Origin of the sequence: Acidovorax sp. 100 (assembly GCF_003688355.1) — a bacterium.
Taxonomy (GTDB): domain Bacteria; phylum Pseudomonadota; class Gammaproteobacteria; order Burkholderiales; family Burkholderiaceae_C; genus Acidovorax; species Acidovorax delafieldii.
This window is the reverse complement of record NZ_REFD01000001.1, coordinates 1,518,613-1,539,873: the sequence shown is the minus strand read 5'-3', so window position 1 is coordinate 1,539,873 and position 21,261 is coordinate 1,518,613. Positions and strand designations below refer to the sequence as shown.

The 21,261-nt window shown below is 67.2% G+C and carries 24 protein-coding genes; 18 read left to right on the top strand and 6 right to left on the bottom strand.

The features are described 5' to 3' along the window. The first annotated feature begins 175 nt into the window (after positions 1-175). From C8C96_RS07240 to C8C96_RS07210, 7 genes are all read left to right on the top strand, one after another. Positions 176-1,129 carry a sugar ABC transporter substrate-binding protein gene (locus tag C8C96_RS07240; protein ID WP_056647163.1) on the top strand — a complete coding sequence of 318 codons (954 nt, stop codon included), beginning with the start codon at positions 176-178 and terminating at the stop codon, positions 1,127-1,129. Between the two features lie 71 nt (positions 1,130-1,200). Further along, positions 1,201-2,862, top strand: a complete 1,662-nt coding sequence (locus C8C96_RS07235; RefSeq protein ID WP_121941898.1) for a sugar ABC transporter ATP-binding protein — start codon at positions 1,201-1,203, stop codon at positions 2,860-2,862. Next, on the top strand, positions 2,859-3,851 hold the full coding sequence (locus tag C8C96_RS07230) for an ABC transporter permease (RefSeq protein WP_121941897.1): 993 nt from the start codon (positions 2,859-2,861) through the stop codon (positions 3,849-3,851). The genes C8C96_RS07235 and C8C96_RS07230 overlap by 4 nt, the downstream gene beginning before the upstream one ends. Before the next feature lie 56 nt (positions 3,852-3,907). After that, positions 3,908-4,930 carry a LacI family DNA-binding transcriptional regulator gene (locus C8C96_RS07225; RefSeq protein WP_063459936.1) on the top strand — a complete coding sequence of 341 codons (1,023 nt, stop codon included), beginning with the start codon at positions 3,908-3,910 and terminating at the stop codon, positions 4,928-4,930. Beyond that, positions 4,927-5,871, top strand: a complete 945-nt coding sequence (gene rbsK / locus C8C96_RS07220; RefSeq protein WP_121941896.1) for a ribokinase — start codon at positions 4,927-4,929, stop codon at positions 5,869-5,871. The genes C8C96_RS07225 and rbsK overlap by 4 nt, the downstream gene beginning before the upstream one ends. After that, a complete protein-coding gene (gene rbsD / locus C8C96_RS07215; protein ID WP_121941895.1) occupies positions 5,868-6,257 on the top strand; it encodes a D-ribose pyranase in 390 nt (129 codons plus the stop codon). The genes rbsK and rbsD overlap by 4 nt, the downstream gene beginning before the upstream one ends. A gap of 116 nt (positions 6,258-6,373) precedes the next feature. Beyond that, entirely contained in the window at positions 6,374-7,306 is a 933-nt protein-coding gene (locus C8C96_RS07210) for an MBL fold metallo-hydrolase (protein WP_121941894.1), read from the top strand. A 96-nt stretch (positions 7,307-7,402) separates the two neighbouring features. Here the strand turns inward: C8C96_RS07210 and C8C96_RS07205 are convergent, their stop codons facing one another. Both C8C96_RS07205 and C8C96_RS07200 read right to left on the bottom strand, forming a co-directional pair. Next, on the bottom strand, positions 7,403-8,002 hold the full coding sequence (locus C8C96_RS07205; RefSeq protein ID WP_121941893.1) for a DUF4124 domain-containing protein: 600 nt from the start codon (positions 8,000-8,002) through the stop codon (positions 7,403-7,405). 117 nt (positions 8,003-8,119) lie between these two features. Next, entirely contained in the window at positions 8,120-10,105 is a 1,986-nt protein-coding gene (locus tag C8C96_RS07200; RefSeq protein ID WP_121941892.1) for a lytic transglycosylase domain-containing protein, read from the bottom strand. 14 nt (positions 10,106-10,119) lie between these two features. Here C8C96_RS07200 and C8C96_RS07195 point away from each other — a divergent pair, with 14 nt between their 5' ends. From C8C96_RS07195 to C8C96_RS07185, 3 genes are all read left to right on the top strand, one after another. Next, positions 10,120-10,692 carry a 5-formyltetrahydrofolate cyclo-ligase gene (locus C8C96_RS07195; protein ID WP_056059531.1) on the top strand — a complete coding sequence of 191 codons (573 nt, stop codon included), beginning with the start codon at positions 10,120-10,122 and terminating at the stop codon, positions 10,690-10,692. 132 nt (positions 10,693-10,824) lie between these two features. Continuing rightward, entirely contained in the window at positions 10,825-11,517 is a 693-nt protein-coding gene (locus C8C96_RS07190) for a glutathione S-transferase family protein (protein ID WP_121941891.1), read from the top strand. 8 nt (positions 11,518-11,525) lie between these two features. Next, positions 11,526-11,834, top strand: coding sequence for an NIPSNAP family protein (locus tag C8C96_RS07185; RefSeq protein WP_121941890.1), 309 nt, complete (start codon positions 11,526-11,528; stop codon positions 11,832-11,834). Positions 11,835-11,857: 23 nt separating this feature from the next. Here the strand turns inward: C8C96_RS07185 and C8C96_RS07180 are convergent, their stop codons facing one another. Beyond that, positions 11,858-12,313, bottom strand: a complete 456-nt coding sequence (locus tag C8C96_RS07180; protein ID WP_121941889.1) for a hypothetical protein — start codon at positions 12,311-12,313, stop codon at positions 11,858-11,860. A gap of 39 nt (positions 12,314-12,352) precedes the next feature. Between C8C96_RS07180 and C8C96_RS07175 the strand changes: the two genes are divergently transcribed. Beyond that, positions 12,353-13,612, top strand: a complete 1,260-nt coding sequence (locus C8C96_RS07175) for a multifunctional CCA addition/repair protein (protein ID WP_121941888.1) — start codon at positions 12,353-12,355, stop codon at positions 13,610-13,612. A gap of 108 nt (positions 13,613-13,720) precedes the next feature. After that, positions 13,721-14,179 carry a GNAT family N-acetyltransferase gene (locus C8C96_RS07170; RefSeq protein WP_121941887.1) on the top strand — a complete coding sequence of 153 codons (459 nt, stop codon included), beginning with the start codon at positions 13,721-13,723 and terminating at the stop codon, positions 14,177-14,179. A 21-nt stretch (positions 14,180-14,200) separates the two neighbouring features. Here C8C96_RS07170 and C8C96_RS07165 read toward each other — a convergent pair whose 3' ends face one another. Both C8C96_RS07165 and C8C96_RS07160 read right to left on the bottom strand, forming a co-directional pair. Then, entirely contained in the window at positions 14,201-14,842 is a 642-nt protein-coding gene (locus tag C8C96_RS07165) for a DUF1109 domain-containing protein (protein WP_121941886.1), read from the bottom strand. After that, positions 14,839-15,384 carry a sigma-70 family RNA polymerase sigma factor gene (locus C8C96_RS07160; protein ID WP_056059542.1) on the bottom strand — a complete coding sequence of 182 codons (546 nt, stop codon included), beginning with the start codon at positions 15,382-15,384 and terminating at the stop codon, positions 14,839-14,841. Before C8C96_RS07160 ends, C8C96_RS07165 begins: the two co-directional genes overlap by 4 nt. Before the next feature lie 212 nt (positions 15,385-15,596). Between C8C96_RS07160 and C8C96_RS07155 the strand changes: the two genes are divergently transcribed. The 4 genes from C8C96_RS07155 to C8C96_RS07140 are packed head-to-tail and all read left to right on the top strand — an operon-like array spanning position 15,597 to position 17,998. Further along, positions 15,597-15,890: a DUF2282 domain-containing protein gene (locus tag C8C96_RS07155; RefSeq protein WP_056059544.1), complete on the top strand. Its 294-nt coding sequence runs from the start codon at positions 15,597-15,599 to the stop codon at positions 15,888-15,890. Positions 15,891-15,892: 2 nt separating this feature from the next. Next, the gene (locus tag C8C96_RS07150; RefSeq protein WP_121941885.1) at positions 15,893-16,741 is read left to right on the top strand and encodes a DUF692 domain-containing protein; all 849 of its coding nucleotides are present in this window, start codon (positions 15,893-15,895) and stop codon (positions 16,739-16,741) included. Beyond that, the gene (locus tag C8C96_RS07145; protein ID WP_121941884.1) at positions 16,732-17,502 is read left to right on the top strand and encodes a DNA-binding domain-containing protein; all 771 of its coding nucleotides are present in this window, start codon (positions 16,732-16,734) and stop codon (positions 17,500-17,502) included. The genes C8C96_RS07150 and C8C96_RS07145 overlap by 10 nt, the downstream gene beginning before the upstream one ends. A 10-nt stretch (positions 17,503-17,512) precedes the next feature. After that, complete coding sequence (locus C8C96_RS07140) at positions 17,513-17,998, top strand: DoxX family protein (RefSeq protein ID WP_056059550.1); 486 nt, start codon at positions 17,513-17,515, stop codon at positions 17,996-17,998. Positions 17,999-18,106: 108 nt separating this feature from the next. On the opposite strand, the gene trxC is transcribed toward C8C96_RS07140, so the two are convergent. Beyond that, positions 18,107-18,544 (bottom strand): thioredoxin TrxC, encoded by a 438-nt coding sequence (gene trxC, locus C8C96_RS07135; protein ID WP_108498515.1) that lies wholly within the window; start codon positions 18,542-18,544, stop codon positions 18,107-18,109. 144 nt (positions 18,545-18,688) lie between these two features. Between trxC and otsB the strand changes: the two genes are divergently transcribed. After that, entirely contained in the window at positions 18,689-19,426 is a 738-nt protein-coding gene (gene otsB / locus C8C96_RS07130; RefSeq protein WP_121941883.1) for a trehalose-phosphatase, read from the top strand. Beyond that, complete coding sequence (locus C8C96_RS07125; RefSeq protein ID WP_121941882.1) at positions 19,423-21,228, top strand: glycoside hydrolase family 15 protein; 1,806 nt, start codon at positions 19,423-19,425, stop codon at positions 21,226-21,228. Before otsB ends, C8C96_RS07125 begins: the two co-directional genes overlap by 4 nt. Positions 21,229-21,261 lie beyond the last annotated feature (33 nt).

Genomic DNA, 21,261 nt, shown 5'->3' with positions numbered 1-21,261 from the left:
CCGCGATGCGGCGGGCCCTGGATCGGGATGGGCTGCAAGGCGCAAACCACAGCGATAGCCGTAGCTATCGCGAGGATTTGCAACGCTGCAGACCGTGCTGAGCCAGGGATGCGCCGGGCGCGAGAGGCTTGTTCAGCGTTGCCTTTATCCACATTCCAACCTGGAGACAACACCCATGAAGTTCACCCGCCGTTCCGTTCAGACCGCCGCCGCCCTCGCCGTTGTGGGCAGCCTGCTGGCCAGCCCTGCATTTGCGCAGGACAAGCCGAAGATCGCGCTCATCATGAAGTCGCTGGCCAACGAGTTCTTCCGCACCATGGAAGACGGCGCCAAGGCGCACCAAAAGGCTCACGCCAAGGAATACACGCTGGTGGCCAACGGCATCAAGAACGAGACCGACACGGCGGCGCAGATCAAGATGATCGAACAGGCCGTGGCGCAGAAGGTCAACGCCATCGTGCTGGCCCCGGCCGACTCCAAGGCGCTGGTGCCCGTGGTCAAGGCGGCCATCGACAAGGGCATCCTCGTGGTCAACATCGACAACCAGCTCGATGCCGATGCGCTGAAGGAAAAGAACATCACCGTGCCCTTTGTGGGCCCCGACAACCGCGCGGGCGCCAAGCTAGTGGGCGACCACCTGGCCAAGACGCTGAAGGCCGGTGACAAGGTCGGCATCATCGAAGGCGTGTCCACCACCTTCAATGCGCAGCAGCGCACCCTGGGCTACCAGGACGCCATGAAGGCCGCCAACATCACCGTGGTGGGCGTGCAGTCCGGCAACTGGGAGATTGAAAAGGGCAACACCGTGGCCGCCGGCATGATGCGTGAGCACCCGGACCTGGTGGCCCTGCTGGCGGGCAACGACAGCATGGCTCTGGGCGCCGTGGCCGCTGTGAAGGCTGCAGGCAAGACCGGCAAGGTGCAAGTGGTGGGCTACGACAACATCGGCGCCATCAAGCCCATGCTGGCCGACGGCCGCGTGCTGGCCACCGCCGACCAGTACGCCGCCAAGCAGGCCGTGTTCGGCATCGAACTGGCGCAGAAGGCCCTGGCCGCCAAGACGCCGCAAAACCAGCTGCCTGCCACGGTGAAGACCGATGTGGTGCTGGTGACCAAGGACAGCAAGTAAGCCTGAGTGCGGCGAACAATGCTCTTCTGGCGTTGTTCTCCGCTCCAAGATTGAAAACCGCACACGCCGCCATGCCCACCCCGTCACCCGACTCACCACGTACGCCCCTGCTCGCCATCCAGGCAGTAGGCAAGGACTACACCGCCACCGTGCTCGATGGCGTGAATGTGGAGCTGTTTGCGGGCGAGGTGCTGGCGCTGACTGGGGAGAACGGCGCGGGCAAGAGCACGCTGTCCAAGATCCTCTGCGGGCTGGAGCAGCCCACACGCGGCGGCATGTTGCTGGCGGGGCAGGCCTACGCCCCCACGTCGCGCCGCGATGCCGAGCGCCACGGCGTGCGCATGGTGATGCAGGAGCTGGGCCTGGTGCCCACGCTCACCGTGGCCGAGAATTTGTTGATGGGCCGCCTGCCGCACCGCCTCGGCTGGCTGCAGCGCGATGTGCTGCACGCCGCCGCCCGTGCGCAGCTGGCCAAGATCGGGCTCGATACCATCGACCCCGGCACACCGGTCTCACAGTTGGGTATCGGCCAGCAGCAGATGGTGGAGATTGCGCGCAACCTGCAGGACGACACGCGCATCCTGGTGCTCGACGAGCCCACGGCCATGCTCACGCCGCGCGAGACCAATTACCTGTTTGAGCAGATTGCGCACCTCACTGCACGCGGCGTGGCCATCATCTACGTGTCGCACCGGCTCGAAGAATTGCGCCGCATTGCCGACCGCGTGGCCGTGCTGCGCGACGGCCGCCTGGTGGATGTGCGCCCCATGGCCGGCATGAGCGAAGACGACCTGGTGCAGCGCATGGTGGGCCGCGTGGTGAGCGACCTGGACCACCGCCCGCGCCGCCCTGTGGGCCCCGCGGTGATGAGCGCCGAAGGCCTGGGCCGGGGCACCGCCGTGCAGGACGTGAGCCTGGAGCTACGCGCGGGCGAGATCTTTGGCATTGCCGGGCTGGTCGGATCGGGCCGCACCGAGCTGGTCCGCCTGCTGTTTGGCGCCGACCGTGCAGACCGGGGCAGCGTCACATTGCACCCGGATTTTGAACAAAAACAGGCTCCATCGCTTTCTGGACAAGCGCTAGCAGCTACACAAAACATAGCAGAAGCACCTACCACCACGGCGCCCCGCACCTGGCAGCGGGGCTTTGCGTCGCCGCTGCAGGCCATTGCCGCCGGAGTCGGCCTGGTCACCGAAGACCGCAAATCCCAGGGCCTGCTGCTGTCGCAGCCCATCCGCATCAATGCCACACTGTCCGACCTGTCGGCCGTGTCGCGCGGCGGCTGGCTGCAGCGCGGGCTCGAAAGCCGTCTGGTGCAGGGCTTCATCCGCACCCTGCGCGTGCGCTGCCACGGCCCGGAACAACCCGTAGGGCAACTCTCGGGCGGCAACCAGCAAAAGGTGGTGTTCGCCCGCTGGCTGCACCGCGAAGGCCGCGTGCTGCTGCTCGATGAACCCACGCGCGGCGTGGACGTGGGCGCGCGCGCCGAGCTGTATGGCGAGCTGGACCGGATGGCCGCCGAGGGCCGCGCGCTTCTCATGGTGTCGTCCGACCTGCGCGAGCTCATGGCCATGGCCGACCGCATCGGCGTGATGAGCGCGGGCCGCCTGGTGGCCGTGTTCGAGCGCGGCGAGTGGTCCGAGCAATCGCTGCTGGCCGCCGCATTCTCCGAGCCCGGCGGGCGCCCACACACCAGCCCCCCCCCTTCAACCCCTTCTCCTGTCACCGCATGAACGCCCCCACCGCATCTGCCGCGCCCGCTGCGGCGCCTTCCTCCGCCTCGGTCTGGCGCAGCCAGCTAGGCACCTACCTGGGCCTGATGGCCGTGCTGGCGGGCATGGTGGGGCTGTTCTCGTCACTGTCCGAATACTTCTGGAGCGCCGAGACCTTCATCACCATCGCCAATGAAATCCCGGCCCTGGCCGTGATGGCTGTGGGCATGACCTTTGTGCTCATCATTGCGGGCATCGATCTGTCGGTGGGCTCGGTGATGGCGCTGGCCGCCGCCACCTCGGCCGCCGCCATCCTGCAGTGGGGCTGGACGGTACCCGCCGCCGCCGCGCTGGCCCTGGCCACGGGCCTGGTGTGCGGCACCATCACCGGCATGATTTCTGTCGCATGGCGGCTGCCCTCGTTCATCGTGTCGCTGGGCATGCTCGAAGCCGTGCGCGGCAGCGCCTATGTGGTGACCGACTCGCGCACGCAGTATGTGGGCGATGCGATCTCGTGGCTGTCGGCGCCGTTTTTTGGCGGCATCTCGTTCGCCTTCTTGCTGGCCGTGGTGCTGGTGGTGGTGGCGCAGCTGGTGCTGTCGCGCACGGTGTTTGGCCGCTGCGTGGTGGGCATCGGCACCAACGAAGAAGCGATGCGCCTGGCCGGTGTGGACCCGCGCCCCATCCGAGTGATCGTGTTTGCCATGACCGGCCTGCTCGCGGGCCTGGCGGGCCTGATGCAGTCGGCCCGGCTCGAAGCCGCCGACCCCAACGCGGGCACCGGCATGGAGCTGCAGGTGATTGCCGCCGTGGTGATTGGCGGCACCAGCTTGATGGGCGGGCGCGGCTCGGTAGTCAACACCGCGTTTGGCGTGCTCATCATCGCGGTGCTCGAGGCAGGCCTGGCCCAGGTGGGCGCGAGCGAGCCCAGCAAGCGCATCATCACGGGTTTTGTGATCGTGGCGGCCGTCATTGTGGACACGCTGCGCCAGCGCCGCGCCAAGGTCTGAGAGACTGAACCCGCATCCAGCCGCCCCACCAACCACGACCTCATTCTTCTTTTTGCATGGCTACTATCAAGGACGTTGCGCGCCACGCCGAGGTGTCCGTCACCACGGTGTCGCACGTGGTCAACGGCACGCGCCGCGTGAGCCCCGAGGGCCGCGAGCGCGTCGAGGCCGCCATCCGCGCTCTGGGCTACGTGCCCAGCGCCATCGCGCGCAGCCTCAAGAGCAACAACACGCGCACGCTGGGCATGCTGATCCCCAACAGCTCCAACCCCTACTTTGCCGAGATCGTGCACAGCGTGGAAGACCGCTGCTTTGGCGCGGGCTACAACGTCATCCTGTGCAACACCAATGACGAGGCGCACCGCCAGGGCACCTACCTGCAGGTGCTGGCCGAGCGGCGCATCGACGGGCTGATCGTGGTCTCTACCGGGCATGACGCCACGCTGGCCACGCAGCTCGCAGGCCTGTCCATCCCCACCGTGCTGGTGGACCGCGAAATCGACATCGCCGAACAACAACCCTGCGACCTGGTGGAAACCGCCCACATGCAGGGCGGCCTGCTGGCCACGCGCCACCTGCTGTCGCTGGGTCACCGCCGCATTGCCTGCATTGGCGGCCCCGAGGGCATTGCCCCCAGCGAGCAACGCATTGCCGGCTGGCGCACCGCGCTGGCCGACGCGGGCTGCGGTACCGGCGAGGGCCTGCTGTGGCACGGCAACTTCACGAGCCAGGGCGGCTACGAAGCCATGCACGCCGTGCTGCGCGCGCCCGAGCCGCCCACTGCCGTCTTCGTCTGTAACGACCTCATGGCCATGGGCGCGCTGTGCGCCGCGCACGAGCGCGACCTGCGCGTGCCCGAGGCACTGTCCATCGTGGGCTTTGACGACATCGAACTCACCGCCTTCACCAGTCCGCCTCTGACGACCGTGGCACAGCCCAAGCAGCGCATCGGCGCGCTGGCCGTGGACATGCTGCTGGAGCGCATCGACGGCAAGCGCCAGGACGCACGCAAGGTGATGCTGCAGCCCGAGCTGCGCGTGCGCGCCTCCACGGCCCATGCGCCCGGAGGTGCGGCATGAGCACGAACAACACGCCCCGCATCGCCGTTGTCGGCAGCCTGAACATGGACCTGGTGCTGCAGGTGCAACACGCACCCGGCCCCGGCGAAACCGTGCTGGCCGACGCCCTGCACCTGGTGCCCGGCGGCAAAGGCGGCAACCAGGCCGTGGCCTGCGCGCGCCAGGGCGCCCGGGTGGCCTTGTTCGGCCGCGTGGGCGACGACGGCTACGGCCACACCCTGCGTGCGGGGCTGGACGCTGACGGCATCGACCACAGCGGCGTGCAGACCGACACTGCAACCACCACCGGCGTGGCCGCCATCACGGTAGAAGCGACGGGGCAAAACCGTATCGTGGTCGTGCCCGGCGCCAATGGCCACTTTGTGCTGGATGCCGCCGCGCTGGGCAAAGCGCTGCAAGGCGCAGGCGGCCTGGTACTGCAGTTTGAAACACCCCTGCCCCAGGTGCTGGCCGCGGCCGAGATGGCGCATGCCGCTGGCTGCCCCGTGGTGCTCAACCCCTCGCCCATCCAGCCCCTGCCCGAGGCCCTGTGGCCGCGGGTTCACACGCTGGTCGTGAACGAGGTGGAAGCCGCTGCGCTGGCGGGCCAGAACGTGACCACGCCCGCCGATGCCGCGCAGGCCGCACAAGCCCTGCGCGCCAAGGGCCCCGCCCAGGTGGTGGTGACCCTGGGCGCGGCAGGCGCCGTAGCCGCCGACGCCGCAGGCAACCGCTACCACCCGGGCCTCGTCGTGAAGGCCGTGGACACCACGGCCGCTGGTGACACCTTCCTCGGCGCGCTGGCCGTGGCGCTGGCACGCGGCGAGCCGCTGGACGCTGCCGTGCGCGAAGGCATCCGCGCATCGGCGCTGTGCGTCACCCAGCCCGGCGCCCAGCCCTCCATCCCCACCCGCGCCGCCGTGGCGCACAGCCCCCAACCGCCCGCCTGGAGCCCCTTGTGAAACGCACCGCCCTGCTGCACGCCGAACTCTCCCACGCCATCGCCACCCTGGGCCACGGCGACATGCTGGTGATTGGCGACGTGGGCCTGCCGATCCCCAACGGCCCGCGCCGTATCGACCTGGCGCTCACGCCCGGCATCCCCGCCGTGGCCGATGCGCTGCGCGTGGTGCTGGAAGAAATGCAGGTCGAAAAGGCCGTGATCGCCACCGAGGCGGTGGAACGTAACGGCGGCCAGTTGCCCAGCTGGTGCCAACTGCCAGTCACTCCCCAGGCGGTTTCGCACGAGGACTTCAAGCGCCTGACGCAGCAAGCCCGCGTGATGGTGCGCACGGGCGAGTGCACACCGTACGCCAACGTGATCCTGGTGGCGGGCGTGACCTTCTGAGGTTCTGACGTTGTGAAACGCGCCAGGCCCGCCACGGGCCAGGCGTTACGGGTTTTGGAGAACGTCTGGCAAGGCACACCTGGGGTACGCTGGGGCTTCACCTATTGCCTGCCCCCATGCCCAGCTCCGAGCCCCACGACCTCCTGCCCCCCGAAATCACCGTCCTCGAACGCGGCTGGCTGTCGGCCAACAACATCCTCTTCATCGGTCAGCACGACACGGCCATCGTGGACACCGGCTACTGCAGCCATGCCGATCAGACCGTGGACCTGGTGCGCGGCACGCTGCAGGACCGCGCGCTGGACCGGATCCTCAACACCCACCTGCACAGCGACCACTGCGGCGGCAATGCCGCACTGCAAAAAGCCTGGCCCAGCGTGCTCACCGCCATCCCGCCCGGCCAAGCCGACCATGTGCGCCAGTGGGATGCCTACGCACTGAGCTACACGCCCACCGGGCAGGAGTGTCCGCCCTTTCGGGCCGACACGCTGCTGGTGCCGGGCTCGTGTGTGCTGCTGGGCGACAAGCCCTGGCAGGTGCACGCCGCGCCCGGGCACGACCCCCATTCGGTAGTGCTGTTCGAGCCCCAGGGCCGCGTGCTGATCTCAGCCGATGCCCTATGGGAAAACGGCTTTGGCGTGGTGTTCCCGGAGCTGGAGGGCGACGATGCCTTTGCCCAGGTGGGTGCCACGCTGGACCTGATTGAGGCGCTGTCGCCCCAGGTCGTCATCCCCGGCCATGGCCCCGTGTTTGCCGACGCTCCGCGCGCCATCGACGGCGCCCGCCGCCGCCTGGATGGTTTTGTGCGCAACCCGGGCAAGCACGCGCTCTATGCGGCCAAGGTGCTGCTCAAGTACAAGCTGCTCGAATGGCAGCAGATCGGCATCCCCGACCTCACGGCCTGGGCGCAGGCCACGCCGTATTTCGGCATGCTGCGTGCACGGCACTTTGCCACGCAGACCGAGGCCGAATGGCTGCAGAGCCTGGCAGATGAACTGGTGCGGACAGGCGCCGCTGCGCGCCAGGGCGAGGTGCTGCACAACGTGTGAGGCCTGACGCCTCGGCATGACTGGGTGCCAGTGCGTGCCCTGACGGAGGGACCCCGCCACTGGCGCAAAGCGCCTGGGCGGATCAGCACAACGCCGTCAGTGTTTGTATTGCTTGTCGCAGCCCGTCACGTGGTTCTTGCTGCTGGACATGCACTGGTAAAACGACTTCTTGTTGCCCGATGCGCCCTGGCAGTCGGACACGCTGTATTTGCCCTTGGCTTCGCGGATCTTGGGTGCCGTGGCATCGAAAGCCGCTTGGGTCATGTAGCCGTCCCGCACGTTCTTCTGGCCCACTTCCAGCATCAGGTCGGCCTGGTAGTGGATGTTGTCCACGGCCACGGCGCAGTTCAGGGGGACCTGCTGGCTGTCCACCGTGCCCAGCGATTTCTTGAGCCCTTCGCCAAACTCCTCAACGTCCTTGGAGACCTTCTTGGTGCCATCGGGGTTGTACTGCTGGCCCGCCTTGGCGCCGGTGCCCTTGCTGCCAGAGGAAGAGCCGCTGCCCCCGCTGGTGCCGTTGTTGCTCTGCAGCTTCAGCGGCTCGGCATCCTGCTTGGCGGGCGGGGGCTGTGAGCCGTAGTGGGTCTTGCCCTCGGCATCCACCCATTTGTACACGGGTTGCGCCTGCGCGCCCACGCTCCACGCCGCTGCCGCGGCCATTGTGGCCACACAGGCCATCCATGCCAGTTTGCCCATCACACCCTCTCTTTTTGAATAAAACCCCGCTGAGGCGCTAGTTGAATATGCGCCTTCAGCTCCTCTATTGATAGCAATCCAGATACCTCTCGCCTCCGCCTGGCGAGCAACAGGGCCTCAGGGCAAGTCCTTGTTCACCTCGGGCAGGTTCGCGTCGCGGGGGCCAATGGTGCCCAGGCGGCTCTTGAGCGACTGGGGCAGGCCGGTGAGGATGGCTGCATAGTTGGTGGTGTTGGACAGCACCTTCTTCACATAGTCGCGCGTCTCGGCAAAGGGCACGTTCTCGGCCCAGATGGCGGCGTCCAGCACCGGGCCGTTGCGCCAGCTGCGTGGACGGCCAGGGCCCGCGTTGTAGGCGGCTGCGGCCATGGGCATGGAGCCCGCAAAGTCGTCCAGCGCCAGCTTGAGGTAGGCCGTGCCGATGGTGATGTTGGTGTCGCGGTCGGTGATCTGGTCGGGCGTGAAGTTGGTGAGGCCAATCTTCTTGGCCGTCCAGCGGGCCGTGGCGGGCATCACCTGCATGAGGCCCGAGGCCCCGACATGCGAGCGGGCATCCATCACAAAACGGCTTTCCTGGCGGATCAGGCCGTACACATAGGCCGGGTCGATGCCGATGCCTTGGGCACGCTCCACCACGGTGCTGCGAAACGGCATGGGAAAGCGCTGCGTGACGTCCACCACGCCCTTGGTGCGTTCGCTGGTGTTGATGCAGCGGTCCCACACCTCCCGCTGGCAGGCGAAGTCGGCGGCGGCCAGCAGTTCGCGGTCGGGCATGCCGCCGCTCTGGTGCAGGTTGGTGGTGTAGTTCCACTCGCGCACGCCTTCGCTGCGCAGGCCCAGCAGGATGGCGTACAGGGCGCGGTTGAGCCCCGGGTTGGCGCGGGCGACGGCCTTTTCTTCGGCGGTGAGGGGCGCGGGAGCGGGGGGCGTGGTGATGCGCTGGCCCAGCTCTTCGAGCGCCAGCTGCTCATAGAAGCCGCGCGTTCCGGCAATGCCTTCGAGCAGTTGCCGGGCTTCGGCGCGTTCGGCATCGCTCACGCGGCCCGCCAGCAGCGAGCGCGCCTTCCAGTACACCCAGGTGCTGTCCTGGCGGCCTTCAGGGCCCATGGCATCCACCGCCTTGCCCACGGCCTTCCACTGGCCGGCGCGCAAGGCGGCACGCACCTTCCAGCCCAGCAGGTCGTCGTTGAGGTCGCTGTCCTTGGTCACGTTGGCGAAATAGCCGTGGGCGTTGCTGGCCAGTTTCTGCGCAGCGGTCTTGCCGATCACGCCCCAGGCCCAGTTGCGCTCTTCGGCCGAGAGGTGCACGCCCCATTTGTTCTCCAGCTGGTAGGCCGCGCCGTCCGGGTCGCTGGTGGCCAGCTTCAACAGGGCGAGCAGCACCAACTCTTGCCGGGCCTTGCCGGCCGCCGTGGCGCGCGAGAGCAGATACTTGCTGGGCGCATCGAGCACATCCTTGAGCTGCGGCAGCGATTCGGGCGAAACGATCTCGACCGCCGAGCGCACCACGCGGGGGCGGTTGGCCTCCACGCCCAGGCGGGCCTTGCGCCACACGTCCAGGGCCGAGAGCTTCTTGTAGCCATACAGCTCGCGCGCGGCGTGGGTGCAGCCATCGTCGGCGTCGCGGATCGCATACCAGTTGCTGCGCACGTCCTCGGCCACGGTGGCCGGTGCCGTGCCCTTGATCTGGTCGATCAGCAGCGCGTAGCAGCGCACTTCGCGGTCGTCCGACATGCGGTAGCTGGGGTGTTGGTCGGCAAACTGGCCCCAGTCGCGCCGCTGGCCCAGCAGCAGCAGCCAGTCGTTGCGCAGGCGGTCTTCCTGGTAGGTGCCGGCGTAGCGCTGCATGAAGGCCTGAATCTCCTGTGGCGAGGCCTCGCCCAGACGCACGCGCAGCTCCCAGTAGGCGGCCCAGGGCTCGAGCGCATGGCCGCGTGCCGCAGGCAGCAGCTGCGCGAGCTTGTTGCGGTCGCCCTTGCGGAACGCCTGCTGCATCTCCAGCAGGGTATCGTCACCACGGTTTTGCGCCATGACAAGGGGCGCGGTGGCGGCCAGCAGGGTGGCGGCCACAAGGGGTGTCAGAATCGCTCTGAGAAATTGCATGGGGGAATTATCTGATGGACAAAGCAGCCCTTCGGCGCACATTGATAGAAGAACGCCTCAACCTGCCCGACCGCCTACAGCGGGCCGACCTGTTACAGCAGGTGATGCGCATCTGGCTGGTGAACCGGCCGGATACGGTGATCGGCGCCTACTGGCCCATCAAGGGCGAGTTCGACCCCCTGCCCGCCCTGCACCGCTGGAAGGAAGACGGCGAGCTGCTGGACGAACCCCTGCGCCGCCGCATCGGCCTGCCGGTGGTCAACAAGCAGCACAAGACCCTCACCTTCCACGCCTGGTACCCCGGCTGCCCCATGGAAGAGGACGCCTATGGCATCCCCAAGCCCAAGGACACCGAGGTCATCGTGCCCACGCTGCTGTTTGTGCCCTGCGTGGGCTACGCACCGGGTGGCTACCGGCTGGGCTATGGCGGCGGCTTTTACGACCGCACGCTGGCGACGCTGCAGCCCAAGCCGTTCACAGTGGGCCTGGGCTTCACCCATGGCTACCTGGACGACTTCGAGCCCGAGGAGTTCGACCTGCCACTCGACGCCATCCTGAACGACAACGGCGTGGTCTGGCCCATCTGATCCCCGGCCAGGCAGACCTGCACGATGCCCTGTGATGCCGGCAGCGCATCATTCAGGCCAGTTTTTGGCATCGCCGACGCGCCCGGCAGCCGCTAGCATGGCGGGCTGACCTCTTCATCTCAGGTGCCCAACATGCTCAAGCTCTACATCGGCAACAAGAACTACTCGTCCTGGTCCATGCGCCCCTGGGTGCTGCTCAAGCAGGCGGGCATCGTCTTTGAAGAAGTGCGCGTGCGCTTTGACAGCTTTGACGCGCAGTCGGAATTCAAGCGCACCATCGGGGCCGTGAGCCCCACGGCCAAAGTGCCCGTGCTGGTGGACGGCGACCTGGTGGTGTGGGACACCCTGGCGATTGCGGAGTACGTGGCCGAAACCCACTCCGACAAAAAGCTCTGGCCCACCGACGCCAAGGCCCGCGCACGCGCCCGCAGCGTCTGCGCCGAGATGCACAGCGGTTTCACCGCCCTGCGCAGCCACTGCCCCATGAACATCGAAGCGAACCTTGCCGACACCGGCGCCCTGATCTGGCGCGACCAGGCTGGCGTGCGCGCCGACGTGCAGCGCCTGGTGGAGATGTGGAGTGCGCTGCTGCAAGAGCACGGCGGTCCGCTGCTGTTTGGTGAATTCACCGCGGCCGACGCCTACTTTGCCCCCGTCTGCATGCGCCTGCATACCTACGCCCTGCCCGTGCCTGCGACCATCCAGGCCTATGTGGATCGCGTGCGCGCCCTGCCCGGCGTGCAGGCCTGGATCGACGAGGCTCTGGCCGAGAAGGACTTTCTGGACTTCGAAGAGCCCTACCGCCTGCGCCATACCGAAGGCTGAGCACCACCATGGCCGTCACCATCTACCTGCGCTATGTGCTCAACACCAGCAAGCTGAAAGAGTTTGAGCACTACGGAAAACTGTGGATTCCGCTGGTCGAGAAGTTCGGCGGCCAGCACCACGGCTACTTCATGCCGAGCGAGGGCGCCAACAACATCGCGCTGGCGCTGTTCACGTTCGAGAGCCTCGCGGCCTACGAGGTGTACCGCGAGCGATCGATGCAGGATGAAGAGTGCCAGGCGGCGTTCCGCTACGCCGAGGAAACGGGGTGCATCGTGAGTTATGAGCGGAGTTTTTTCCGCCCCGTGTTCCGCTGACCCGGCGGGGCCGTGCAGCCCCGTTACCGGAACTGCTTGCGCAAGAACGCCTTGTGCCGCGCGATGTGGGCCAACTGGGCGGGGGCGATGGTGCCGCCCAGGTCTTCGTCCTCGGTGTTGAGCACCTGGTTCGCGTAGGCCATGGCGCGGGCCACCACATCCTCCTCGCTCACGCCCTGGGTGGCTGCAAGGTCCATCGCCACGCGGCGCATGGCGCGCTGCGACAGCATCCACATAGCGCCGAAGGAATCCCATGCGGCCGCCACCTCCTTGAACTTGTCGTGTTCAGCCAGGATGTCGTTGAGCGGCTTGGCCAGGATCTCCTGCAGCGCCTCCACCTGGGCCTTCAGGGCCTCGAATTGCGCCTCGCGCTGCAGGGCCTCGGCGGCCGCATTGGCAGCGGCGTCTGGTGCCTGGGGCACAGGAACGCTGCCGTCGGGGTTGAGCTGGGCAATGGTGAGGTCGGACGATAGGGACATGGTGGCGGGACTATACGACCCTCGTCCTAAACTACGCCGATGCAAATCTATATGGTGGGCGGCGCGGTCCGCGACAAGCTGCTGGGCCGACCGGTGAATGACCACGACTGGGTGGTGGTGGGCGCGACGCCTGGGCAGATGCTGGCGCAAGGCTACCTGCCCGTGGGGCGCGACTTCCCCGTCTTCTTGCACCCCGAAACACGCGAGGAATACGCGCTGGCCCGCACCGAGCGCAAGAGCGGGCGCGGCTACCGGGGCTTTGTGGTGCAGAGCTCGCCCGATGTGACGCTGGAGGAAGACCTCTCGCGCCGCGACCTAACTATTAATTCAATAGCATCCAGCACAGATGAATCCGGCGCCACCCGCCTTTTTGACCCCTACCACGGCGAAAAAGACCTCCGTGCGCGCGTGCTGCGCCATGTGACCGATGCCTTCCGCGAAGACCCGGTACGCATCCTGCGCGTGGCGCGGTTTGCTGCGCGCTTCACCGACTTCACGGTGGCGCCCGAGACGATGCAGCTGATGCGCGAGATGGTCGCGCATGGCGAGGTGGACCACCTGGTGGCAGAGCGCGTGTGGCAAGAGCTGGCGCGCGGGCTGATGGAAGCACAACCCTCGCGCATGTTCGAGGTGCTGCGCGGGTGTGGCGCGCTGGCCGTGCTGCTGCCCGAGGTGGAGCGCCTGTGGGGCGTGCCCCAGCGGGCCGAGTACCACCCCGAGGTGGACACCGGCGTGCACCTGATGATGGTGCTGGACATGGCTGCGCGGCTGCAGGCGCCACTCACCGTGCGCTTTGCCTGCCTGGCGCACGACCTGGGCAAGGGCACCACGGCCGCCGATGTACTGCCGCGCCACATCGGGCATGAGGAGCGCAGTGCCGAGCTGCTGAAAGACGTGGCCGAGCGCCTGCGCGTGCCCGTGGACTGCCGCGAGACCGCCGAAGTGGTGGCGCGCGAACACGGGCACATCCACCGCAGCGCCGACCTCTCCGCCGCTGCCCTGGTGCGCCTGCTGGAGCGCTGCGACGCCATCCGCAAGCCCGAGCGTTTTGCCGAGGTTCTACTGGCCTGCGAGTGCGATGCGCGCGGGCGGCTGGGGTTTGAAGAGTCCGCGTATCCACAGCGCCCCCGCCTGCTGGCCGTGCTGGCCGCCGTCCAATCGGTCGTCACGCGCGAGATTGCGGCCCAGGCCGCCGCCAAGGGCCAGAGCGGCCCGCAGGTGGGTGCGCTGATCCACCAGGCACGGGTCGAGGCGGTGGCGCAGTGGCTGCACACCCAGGCGCACGGCGCTACCACCTGACCGCGTGCGCTGCGTCGCCAAGATCGGTCCAACCCTCCCTACAATCCGCGTCCGCTCGCACCCTGGGAAGGGTGCGCCTCTTGGCTATTTTGCGATCACGACGCCTCCATGACCTCTGTGCACATCCGACCCGCCACCCCGGCAGACGCCGACACCATCGCGCCGCTGTTGGATGCCTACCGGCAGTTCTACGAACAGGCACCAGACCTGGCCGGAGCGAGGGCCTTCATTGCAGAGCGGTTGGAACGCGAGGAGTCCGTGATCTTGCTTGCGATGGATGGGGCACAGGCAGCGGTGGGCTTTTGCCAGCTCTACCCCACGTTCTGCTCGGTGGAGGCAGCGCCCATCTACACGCTGTACGACCTGTTCGTGGCGCCCGCAGCGCGCAAGACAGGGGCCGGGCGCAGCTTGCTGCTGGCGGCAGAAGCGACGGCCCGCGCCCATGGCAAGGTGCGCATGGACCTGACCACGGCCCACACCAACACCACGGCGCAAAAGCTCTACGAATCGCTGGGCTGGACGCTGGACACAGTGTTCCGCGCGTACAACAAGCGTGTCAGCGCCTGAAGCTCCATTCCCCCACCAGCGCTACCAGCGCAGCAGACGCGGCCCCAGCACAGCCCCCAAAGCAGTCGGTATGGCCATGCCCGCCAGATACCACACCGCCAAAAACGGGGTGGCCATCTCGGGGCAATGCAGGGCATACACCAGCGCCCCCAGCGCGCCTGCCAGCAAGCCAGCGCCCGCTCCTGCCCACGCCAGCCGCGTGGGCGCAGCGCCCTTGAGCGCCCAGAAGCCTCCAACGAACGCCGGGACCGACAGCAAGGCGATATTGAAGGGACAAGTCCGCCAGGTGCTGCCCAGAATCAGCGGCACACGCTCCGTCGCCGGCACCTGCCACAGAGCCCCCAGGGCCATGGCCCACAGCACCAGCGGCGGCACCGCCAGCCACAGGGCTGCGAGGCCCAGCGGCATGCCCGGGCGGGCCATGCGGCGCAGCAGCGCCAGGCCAGCGGCTGCCAGGGCGGCCGCAAACACCAGCTTGCCCCAGAACATGGGCAACGCCATGGTCGCCAGCAGGTCAGGGCGCAGACCGAACAGGGCCAGCATCAGCACCCCGGCACCGGCAATGCCCACAGCGCTGGCGACAGCAAACCGTCGCTCAATAGCGGCGGGCTGCACCGGCCGGTCATCGGTGGCCAGCAGGTGGATCAATTCATCGGTTTTCATGCCATTCCCCTGATCTTGGCGGCCAGGGCCTTGAGCCCCCGGTGCACGCCGACTTTGACGGCCGACTCCGACAACCCCGTGAGGCGCGCCGTCTCGACCACCGACAACCCTTCCAGCTTCACATACTCAATGGGCAGCCGCTGCTTGTCTGGCAACGTGCGCAACAGTTGCCCCAGGTCCCGCCGGGCTTCCGCGGCCTCGCTGTCGCTGGTGGCAAACAACTCGTCGGCATCGTCCAGCGGGTCGTTGCGACCCTCCTTCACGGCATGCGAGCGCAGCCAGTCGATGAGCTTGTAGCGCGCAATCGCGTGCGCCCAGGCCGTCACCGGCATCTCGGGCCGGTAGGTGTGGCGCTGGTTGTGCACGGCCAGCAGCGTCTCCTGCACCAGGTCTTCCACCTCATCGGGCCGCTGCGCCAGGCGGCGGCGCAGGAAGGCGCGCAGGTGGGCGCTCAGCTCCTTCAAAAAACGCTGGTAAGCGGCTGCATCGGCATCCAGCCCCTGCATCAGCAAGCCGCGCAGGCGCTCTTCCACTATCTCCATGGTGTCTCCCTGCAAGGAATTCGTATGCCGGGGCCAATGGGTTACACGCAACACAAAAAATATTTGCGCAACGCCGCCACGATTTTTTTAGCAGTGCTGTAACCCGCCTGCTGCACAGCCCGAATTACAACGCAGATCGGGCCACTCAATGCGACCTCAGTGCCGCCACCCGGTCGGATTCAACCTTTATCCAACCCTCGGAGAACCGTACCATGACCACTCGCACCCTCAGCCTCGGCGCCCTCGCACTTGTTGCCCTGACCTCTGGCGCCGCCATGGCCCAAACCAACGCCGCCCCCATGGACGGCGCCAAGCCTGCCATGGAGAAGTGCTACGGCGTCTCGATGGCTGGCAAGAACGACTGCGCCGCAGGTCCCGGCACCACCTGCGCGGGCACGTCCAAGATGGACTACCAGGGCAACGCCTGGAAGTTTGTGCCCGCAGGCACCTGCACCACCATCAAGACGCCCAAGGGCATGGGCATGCTGACGCCCATGAAGAGCTGACCATGGCATCCCCTCTCACCGCCGGCCTGGGTCTCAAGCCCCAGCACTACGACGAGGCGCTGCGATGCACTGCCCCCGGCCTGTGGTGGGAGGTGCACCCCGAGAACTACCTGGCCGACGGCGGCCCGCGCCTGGCCTGGCTCGAAGCCATCCGCTCGCGCCACCCAGTGGCACTGCATGGCGTGTCACTGTCGCTCGCGGCCGATGCGCCGCCCGATGAGGCCTACCTGGCGCGCCTGGCCGCCCTCGCAAGGCGCGTGGAGCCCGCCATCATTTCAGAGCACCTGGCCTGGTCCACCTGGCGCGGGCAGTACTTGCCCGACCTGCTGCCGTTTCCACGCACGCACGCGGCACTGCACCGCATCGCCGGCAACATCGCCCGCACGCAGGACGTGCTGCAACGCCCCATTGCCATCGAGAACCCCACGCATTACCTGCACATCGACGGCCACGACTGGGCGGAAACCGATTTTCTGGCCGAGCTGGTGCTGCGCACTGGTTGCACCCTGCTGCTGGACGTGAACAACGTGTACATCAGCGCCAACAACCTGGGATTTAGCGCGCAGGCTTACCTCGACGCCTTCCCTCTGCACGCCGTGGCAGAGGTCCACCTGGCAGGCCACCATGCCGACCCGGTGCATGGCAATGCTCTGCTGATCGATAGCCACGATGCGCCCATCGCGCCAGCGGTATGGGCGCTGTACGAGCAGGTGATGGCGCGCACCGGCCCCGTGCCCACCCTGATCGAACGCGACGACCAGTTGCCTACCTTCAATGAACTGCTGGCCGAGCGGGAGCAGGCCCACCGCGCGCTCGCCCATGCACAGCCCCGGGAGGTTGCATGCCGCTGAGCACCTTTCAGGACGGCTTCTCTGCCGCGTTGCTCGGCCAGGCAGCAGATGCACCGTGGCTGTCTGCATTGGAAGCTCAGCCCGGTTTTGCCGTGTACCGCAACACCGTGCTCAAGGGCTGCATTGATGCGCTGCAGGCCAATTACCCCACGGTGTGCCAGCTGGTGGGCGAAGACTGGTTCCGCGCCGCTGCGGCGGTGTTTGCCCGCGCGCAGCCGCCGCGTGACGGCCTGCTGGTGGACTATGGCGCGGGGTTTGCCGACTTTCTGGCCGGTTTTGCACCGGCGGCCGAACTGCCCTACCTGAGCGCCGTGGCAAGCCTTGACCGCTGCTGGACCGCATGCCATCTGGCGGCAGACGCCACCGCCGTGGACCGCCACTGGCTGGCACAGCAGGCCCCTGACACCTTGCCCCACGCATCACTGCAGCCGCACCCCGCCGCGCGCTGGGCCTGGTGTGAAGACTTTCCAGCCTATGCGCTGTGGCACCACCACCGCGAGGGCCTGGCCCTGCCCGGTGCCTTGGACTGGCACGGCGACGGCGCACTGCTCACCCGGCCCCATGCGGAAGTGATATGGCGGCCCCTTTCCCGCGCCGGCGTGGCGTTTCTGGACGCCTGCGCCCAAGGCCTGCCGCTGGAGACTGCCGCCACCCGCTCCCTGGAGGCCGACCCGGCGACCGACTTTGCCGCCCTGATGACCAGCCTGCTCGACGCGGGCGCCTTGACGACCACCAACCCACACACCGCCCACACCGGCTGAGGAGCCCACCATGCACATCCCCAACACCCCGGCCACCCACGTCCCCACGCCCCCCGCCACAGGCCCGCGCATGCTGTGGGCGCGCCTGGCCGATGCAGCCACCTGGCTCACCCCGCACAGCCTGCTGGCACTGGTCAACCGCGTGGCCATTGCAGGCATCTTCTGGCTGTCGGCCCGCACCAAGGTCGATGGCTGGTTCACCATCTCCGACAGCGCCTACACGCTGTTCCGCGACGAGTACAAGCTGCCCGTGCTGCCGCCCGAGCTGGCGGCGCAGATGGCCACCGTGGCCGAGCACCTGTTTCCGGTGCTGCTGGTGCTGGGCCTGTTCACACGCCTGTCGGCCCTGGCGCTGCTGGGCATGACGCTGACAATTCAGCTGTTTGTCTACCCGGACGCCTGGCCCACCCACCTGTCATGGGCGGGGCTGATGCTGTACCTGGTGGGGCGCGGTGCCGGCAACGTGTCGCTGGACCGGGCGCTTGGGATTCGTTGAAGAACCCGTCTGCGCGGGATCAACAGCTACCATTTCGATAGCACTCAAGGCATATTCAACTAGCGCTTGCGGCCTAAAACGCTTCAAAACCTGCCAAGTCGTTCCCAATCACCCCACCACGGTACGCACCCAGCGCACGATGTCCGCCGCCCCCAGCGCGCCCGAAATGCGCGCCACCTCACGCCCCTGCTGGAACAGGATCATGGTCGGAATGCTACGGATGGCATAGCGCGCCGCAATGGCCTGCTGGTCTTCGGTGTTGAGCTTGGCCAGGCGCACGCGGGGTTCCAGCTCACGGGCAGCCTGCGCAAAGGCGGGCGCCATCTGGCGGCAGGGACCGCACCACGGGGCCCAAAAATCCACCAGCACCGGGATGTGGCTGCGCACCACATGCTTGTCAAAGCTGGTGGCATCCAGCTCCAGCGGCGCCCCAGCAAACAGGGGCTGATGGCATTGGCCACAGTCGGGCGCGCTGCCCAGGTCGGCGCTCTGCACGCGGTTGGTGGTGTGGCAATGGGGGCAGACGATGTGCAGGGCTTCGGTCATGGCGTGGCGGGGGCATTGGGATCTCTGAACACATTGCGGCACTGGCTCTCCGTTTCAAGAGGTCGCAAACCTTGCGCGCGTTTACCAGCCCAGAATCCCCCTGGTCGCCATATCTGCATTGCGGCGTCTGCTATGGTTTCGTGCATGCAGCTGCTCCCCACACTGACAACTGCCCATGCGCTTTTTCTCGACTTCGATGGCACGCTCACCGAGCTGGCACCGCGCCCCGAGGCGGTGCGCATCGCGTCGGGGCTGATTCCCACGCTGTCATCGCTGCATACCCAGCTAGGCGGCGCGCTGGCCATCGTGACTGGCAGGCCCGAGGCGGACATCGACGGATTTCTGGCGCCACTGCGCCTGCCGCTGGCGAGCGAACATGGGGCCCAATACCGCCTGGGTGAGACTTCCGTTCCCGCCACCGAACCACCCGCCCTGGAGCCCGTGTTACAGGCCGCCCAAGACCTTGCAGCACGGCACCCCGGCCTGCTGGTGGAGACCAAGCGTGCGAGCGTGGCCCTGCACTACCGCCAGGCGCCCCACCTCGAATCCCTGTGCCATGACACGCTGGTGCGGGCCATGCGCGAGGTGGAAGGTGTGGAACTGCTGCGTGGCAAATGCGTCTTTGAAGTGAAACCCCGTGGCGTTCACAAAGGCCAGGCCATCGTCGACTTCATGACACAGCCACCCTTTGTGGGCCGCACGCCGGTCTTTGTGGGCGATGACGTCACCGACGAGGCCGGCTTTGCCGCTGTGCAGACGCTCGGCGGCTGGGGCATCAAGGTGGGCGAAGGGCCCACCATGGCACAACACCGCTGCATGACATCGGCCGCACTGCGGGGCTGGTTGTCGTCTGCACGCACAACGCTGGAGCGCGAACGATGAACACAGCCGCCACACACCCCCAGACGGGCTCGCTCAACCTCGGGATGATCGGCAACTGCGCCATCAGCGCACTGATCGACGACCATGCCCGCATGGTGTGGTGCTGCCTGCCGCGCTTTGATGGCGACCCGGTGTTCAACGCCCTGCTGCAGCCCGGGGATGAGGGCAGCCACTTTGCGATCGAACTGGAAGACCTGGCATCGGCCCACCAGTGGTACGAGCCGAACACCGCCATCCTGCGCACGCAGTTGTTCGACAAGGCGGGCCACGGCATCGAGATCACCGACTTTGCGCCACGCTTTTACAGCCGGTCACGCTACTTCCGGCCCATGACGCTGGTACGCCGGGTACGCCCCATCCAGGGGTCGCCGCGCATCCGGGTGGCGCTCAAGGTGCGCTACGACTGGGGCCAGACCACCCCCGAGATCACGCGCGGCAGCAACCACATCCGCTACGTGGGCGAGAGCATGACGCTGCGCCTGTCCACCGATGCACCGGTGTCGCATGTGCTGTCGGGCCAGGCGTTTGTGCTCACGCGCGAACACAACTTTCTGCTGGGCGCCGACGAGACGCTGGTGGACGGTATTGCCGACACCGCCCGCCGCTTTGAACAGGAGACCACGGCCTACTGGCGCAGCTGGAGCCGCGCCCTGGCCATTCCACTGGAATGGCAGGACGCGGTGATCCGTGCGGCCATCACGCTCAAACTGTCGCTGTACGAAGAAACCGGTGCCATCGTGGCCGCCATGACCACCAGCATCCCTGAGTCGGCCCACAGCGGCCGCAACTGGGACTACCGCTACTGCTGGCTGCGCGATGCTTTTTTTGTGGTGCGCGCACTCAACAGCATCTCCGAGGTGGGCACCATGGAGGACTACCTGCGCTGGCTGAGCAATGTGGTGATCGAAGGCGGCGACGGCCACATCCAGCCGCTGTATGGCATCGGGCTGGAGAAAGACCTGCCCGAAAGTTTTGTGCCCCAGCTGGCGGGCTACCGGGGCATGGGCCCGGTGCGCGTGGGCAACCAAGCGGCCGAGCATTTTCAGCACGACGTGTACGGCAACATCGTGCTGGGCGCGGCCCAGGCCTTTCATGACCACCGCCTGCTGCACCGCGCGGGCCTGGCCGAATTCAAGCGGCTGGAACAGGTGGGCGACAACGCAGTGCGTGTGTACGGTCAGCCCGATGCCGGCATGTGGGAGCTGCGCACGCGCGCCCGGGTGCACACCTCGTCCGCACTGATGAGCTGGGCCGCCTGCGACCGGCTGGCCAAGATCGCCGCCACGCTGCAGCTGGCCGACCGTGCCAGCCACTGGCAGCAACATGCCGACCGCATGCGCGCCGAGATCCTCGACAAGTCGTGGTGCGAAGAACGCCAGGCGTTTGCCGAGAGCTTTGGCGGGCATGAGCTGGATGCCAGCGTGCTGCTGATGGCCGAGGTGGGCCTGATCGACCCCAAGGACCCACGCTTTATGAGCACCGTGGAGGCCATGGAAAAGAGTCTGTGCGATGGGCCCTACATGCGCCGCTACGAGGCGGCCGACGACTTTGGCAAGCCCGAAACGGCCTTCAACATCTGCACCTTCTGGCGCATCGACGCGCTGGCGCGCATTGGCCGCAAGGCCGAGGCACGGGCCATCTTCGAGACCATGCTGGCCGCACGCAACCCGCTGGGCCTGCTGTCCGAAGACACCCACCCCGAAACCCGCGAGATGTGGGGCAACTTCCCGCAGACCTATTCGATGGTGGGTGTGATCAATGCCGCCGTGCGCCTGTCAGCGCCCTGGGACAGCGTGATTTGAGGCGCTGTCCGACACCGGCCGGGGGCGGTCAGC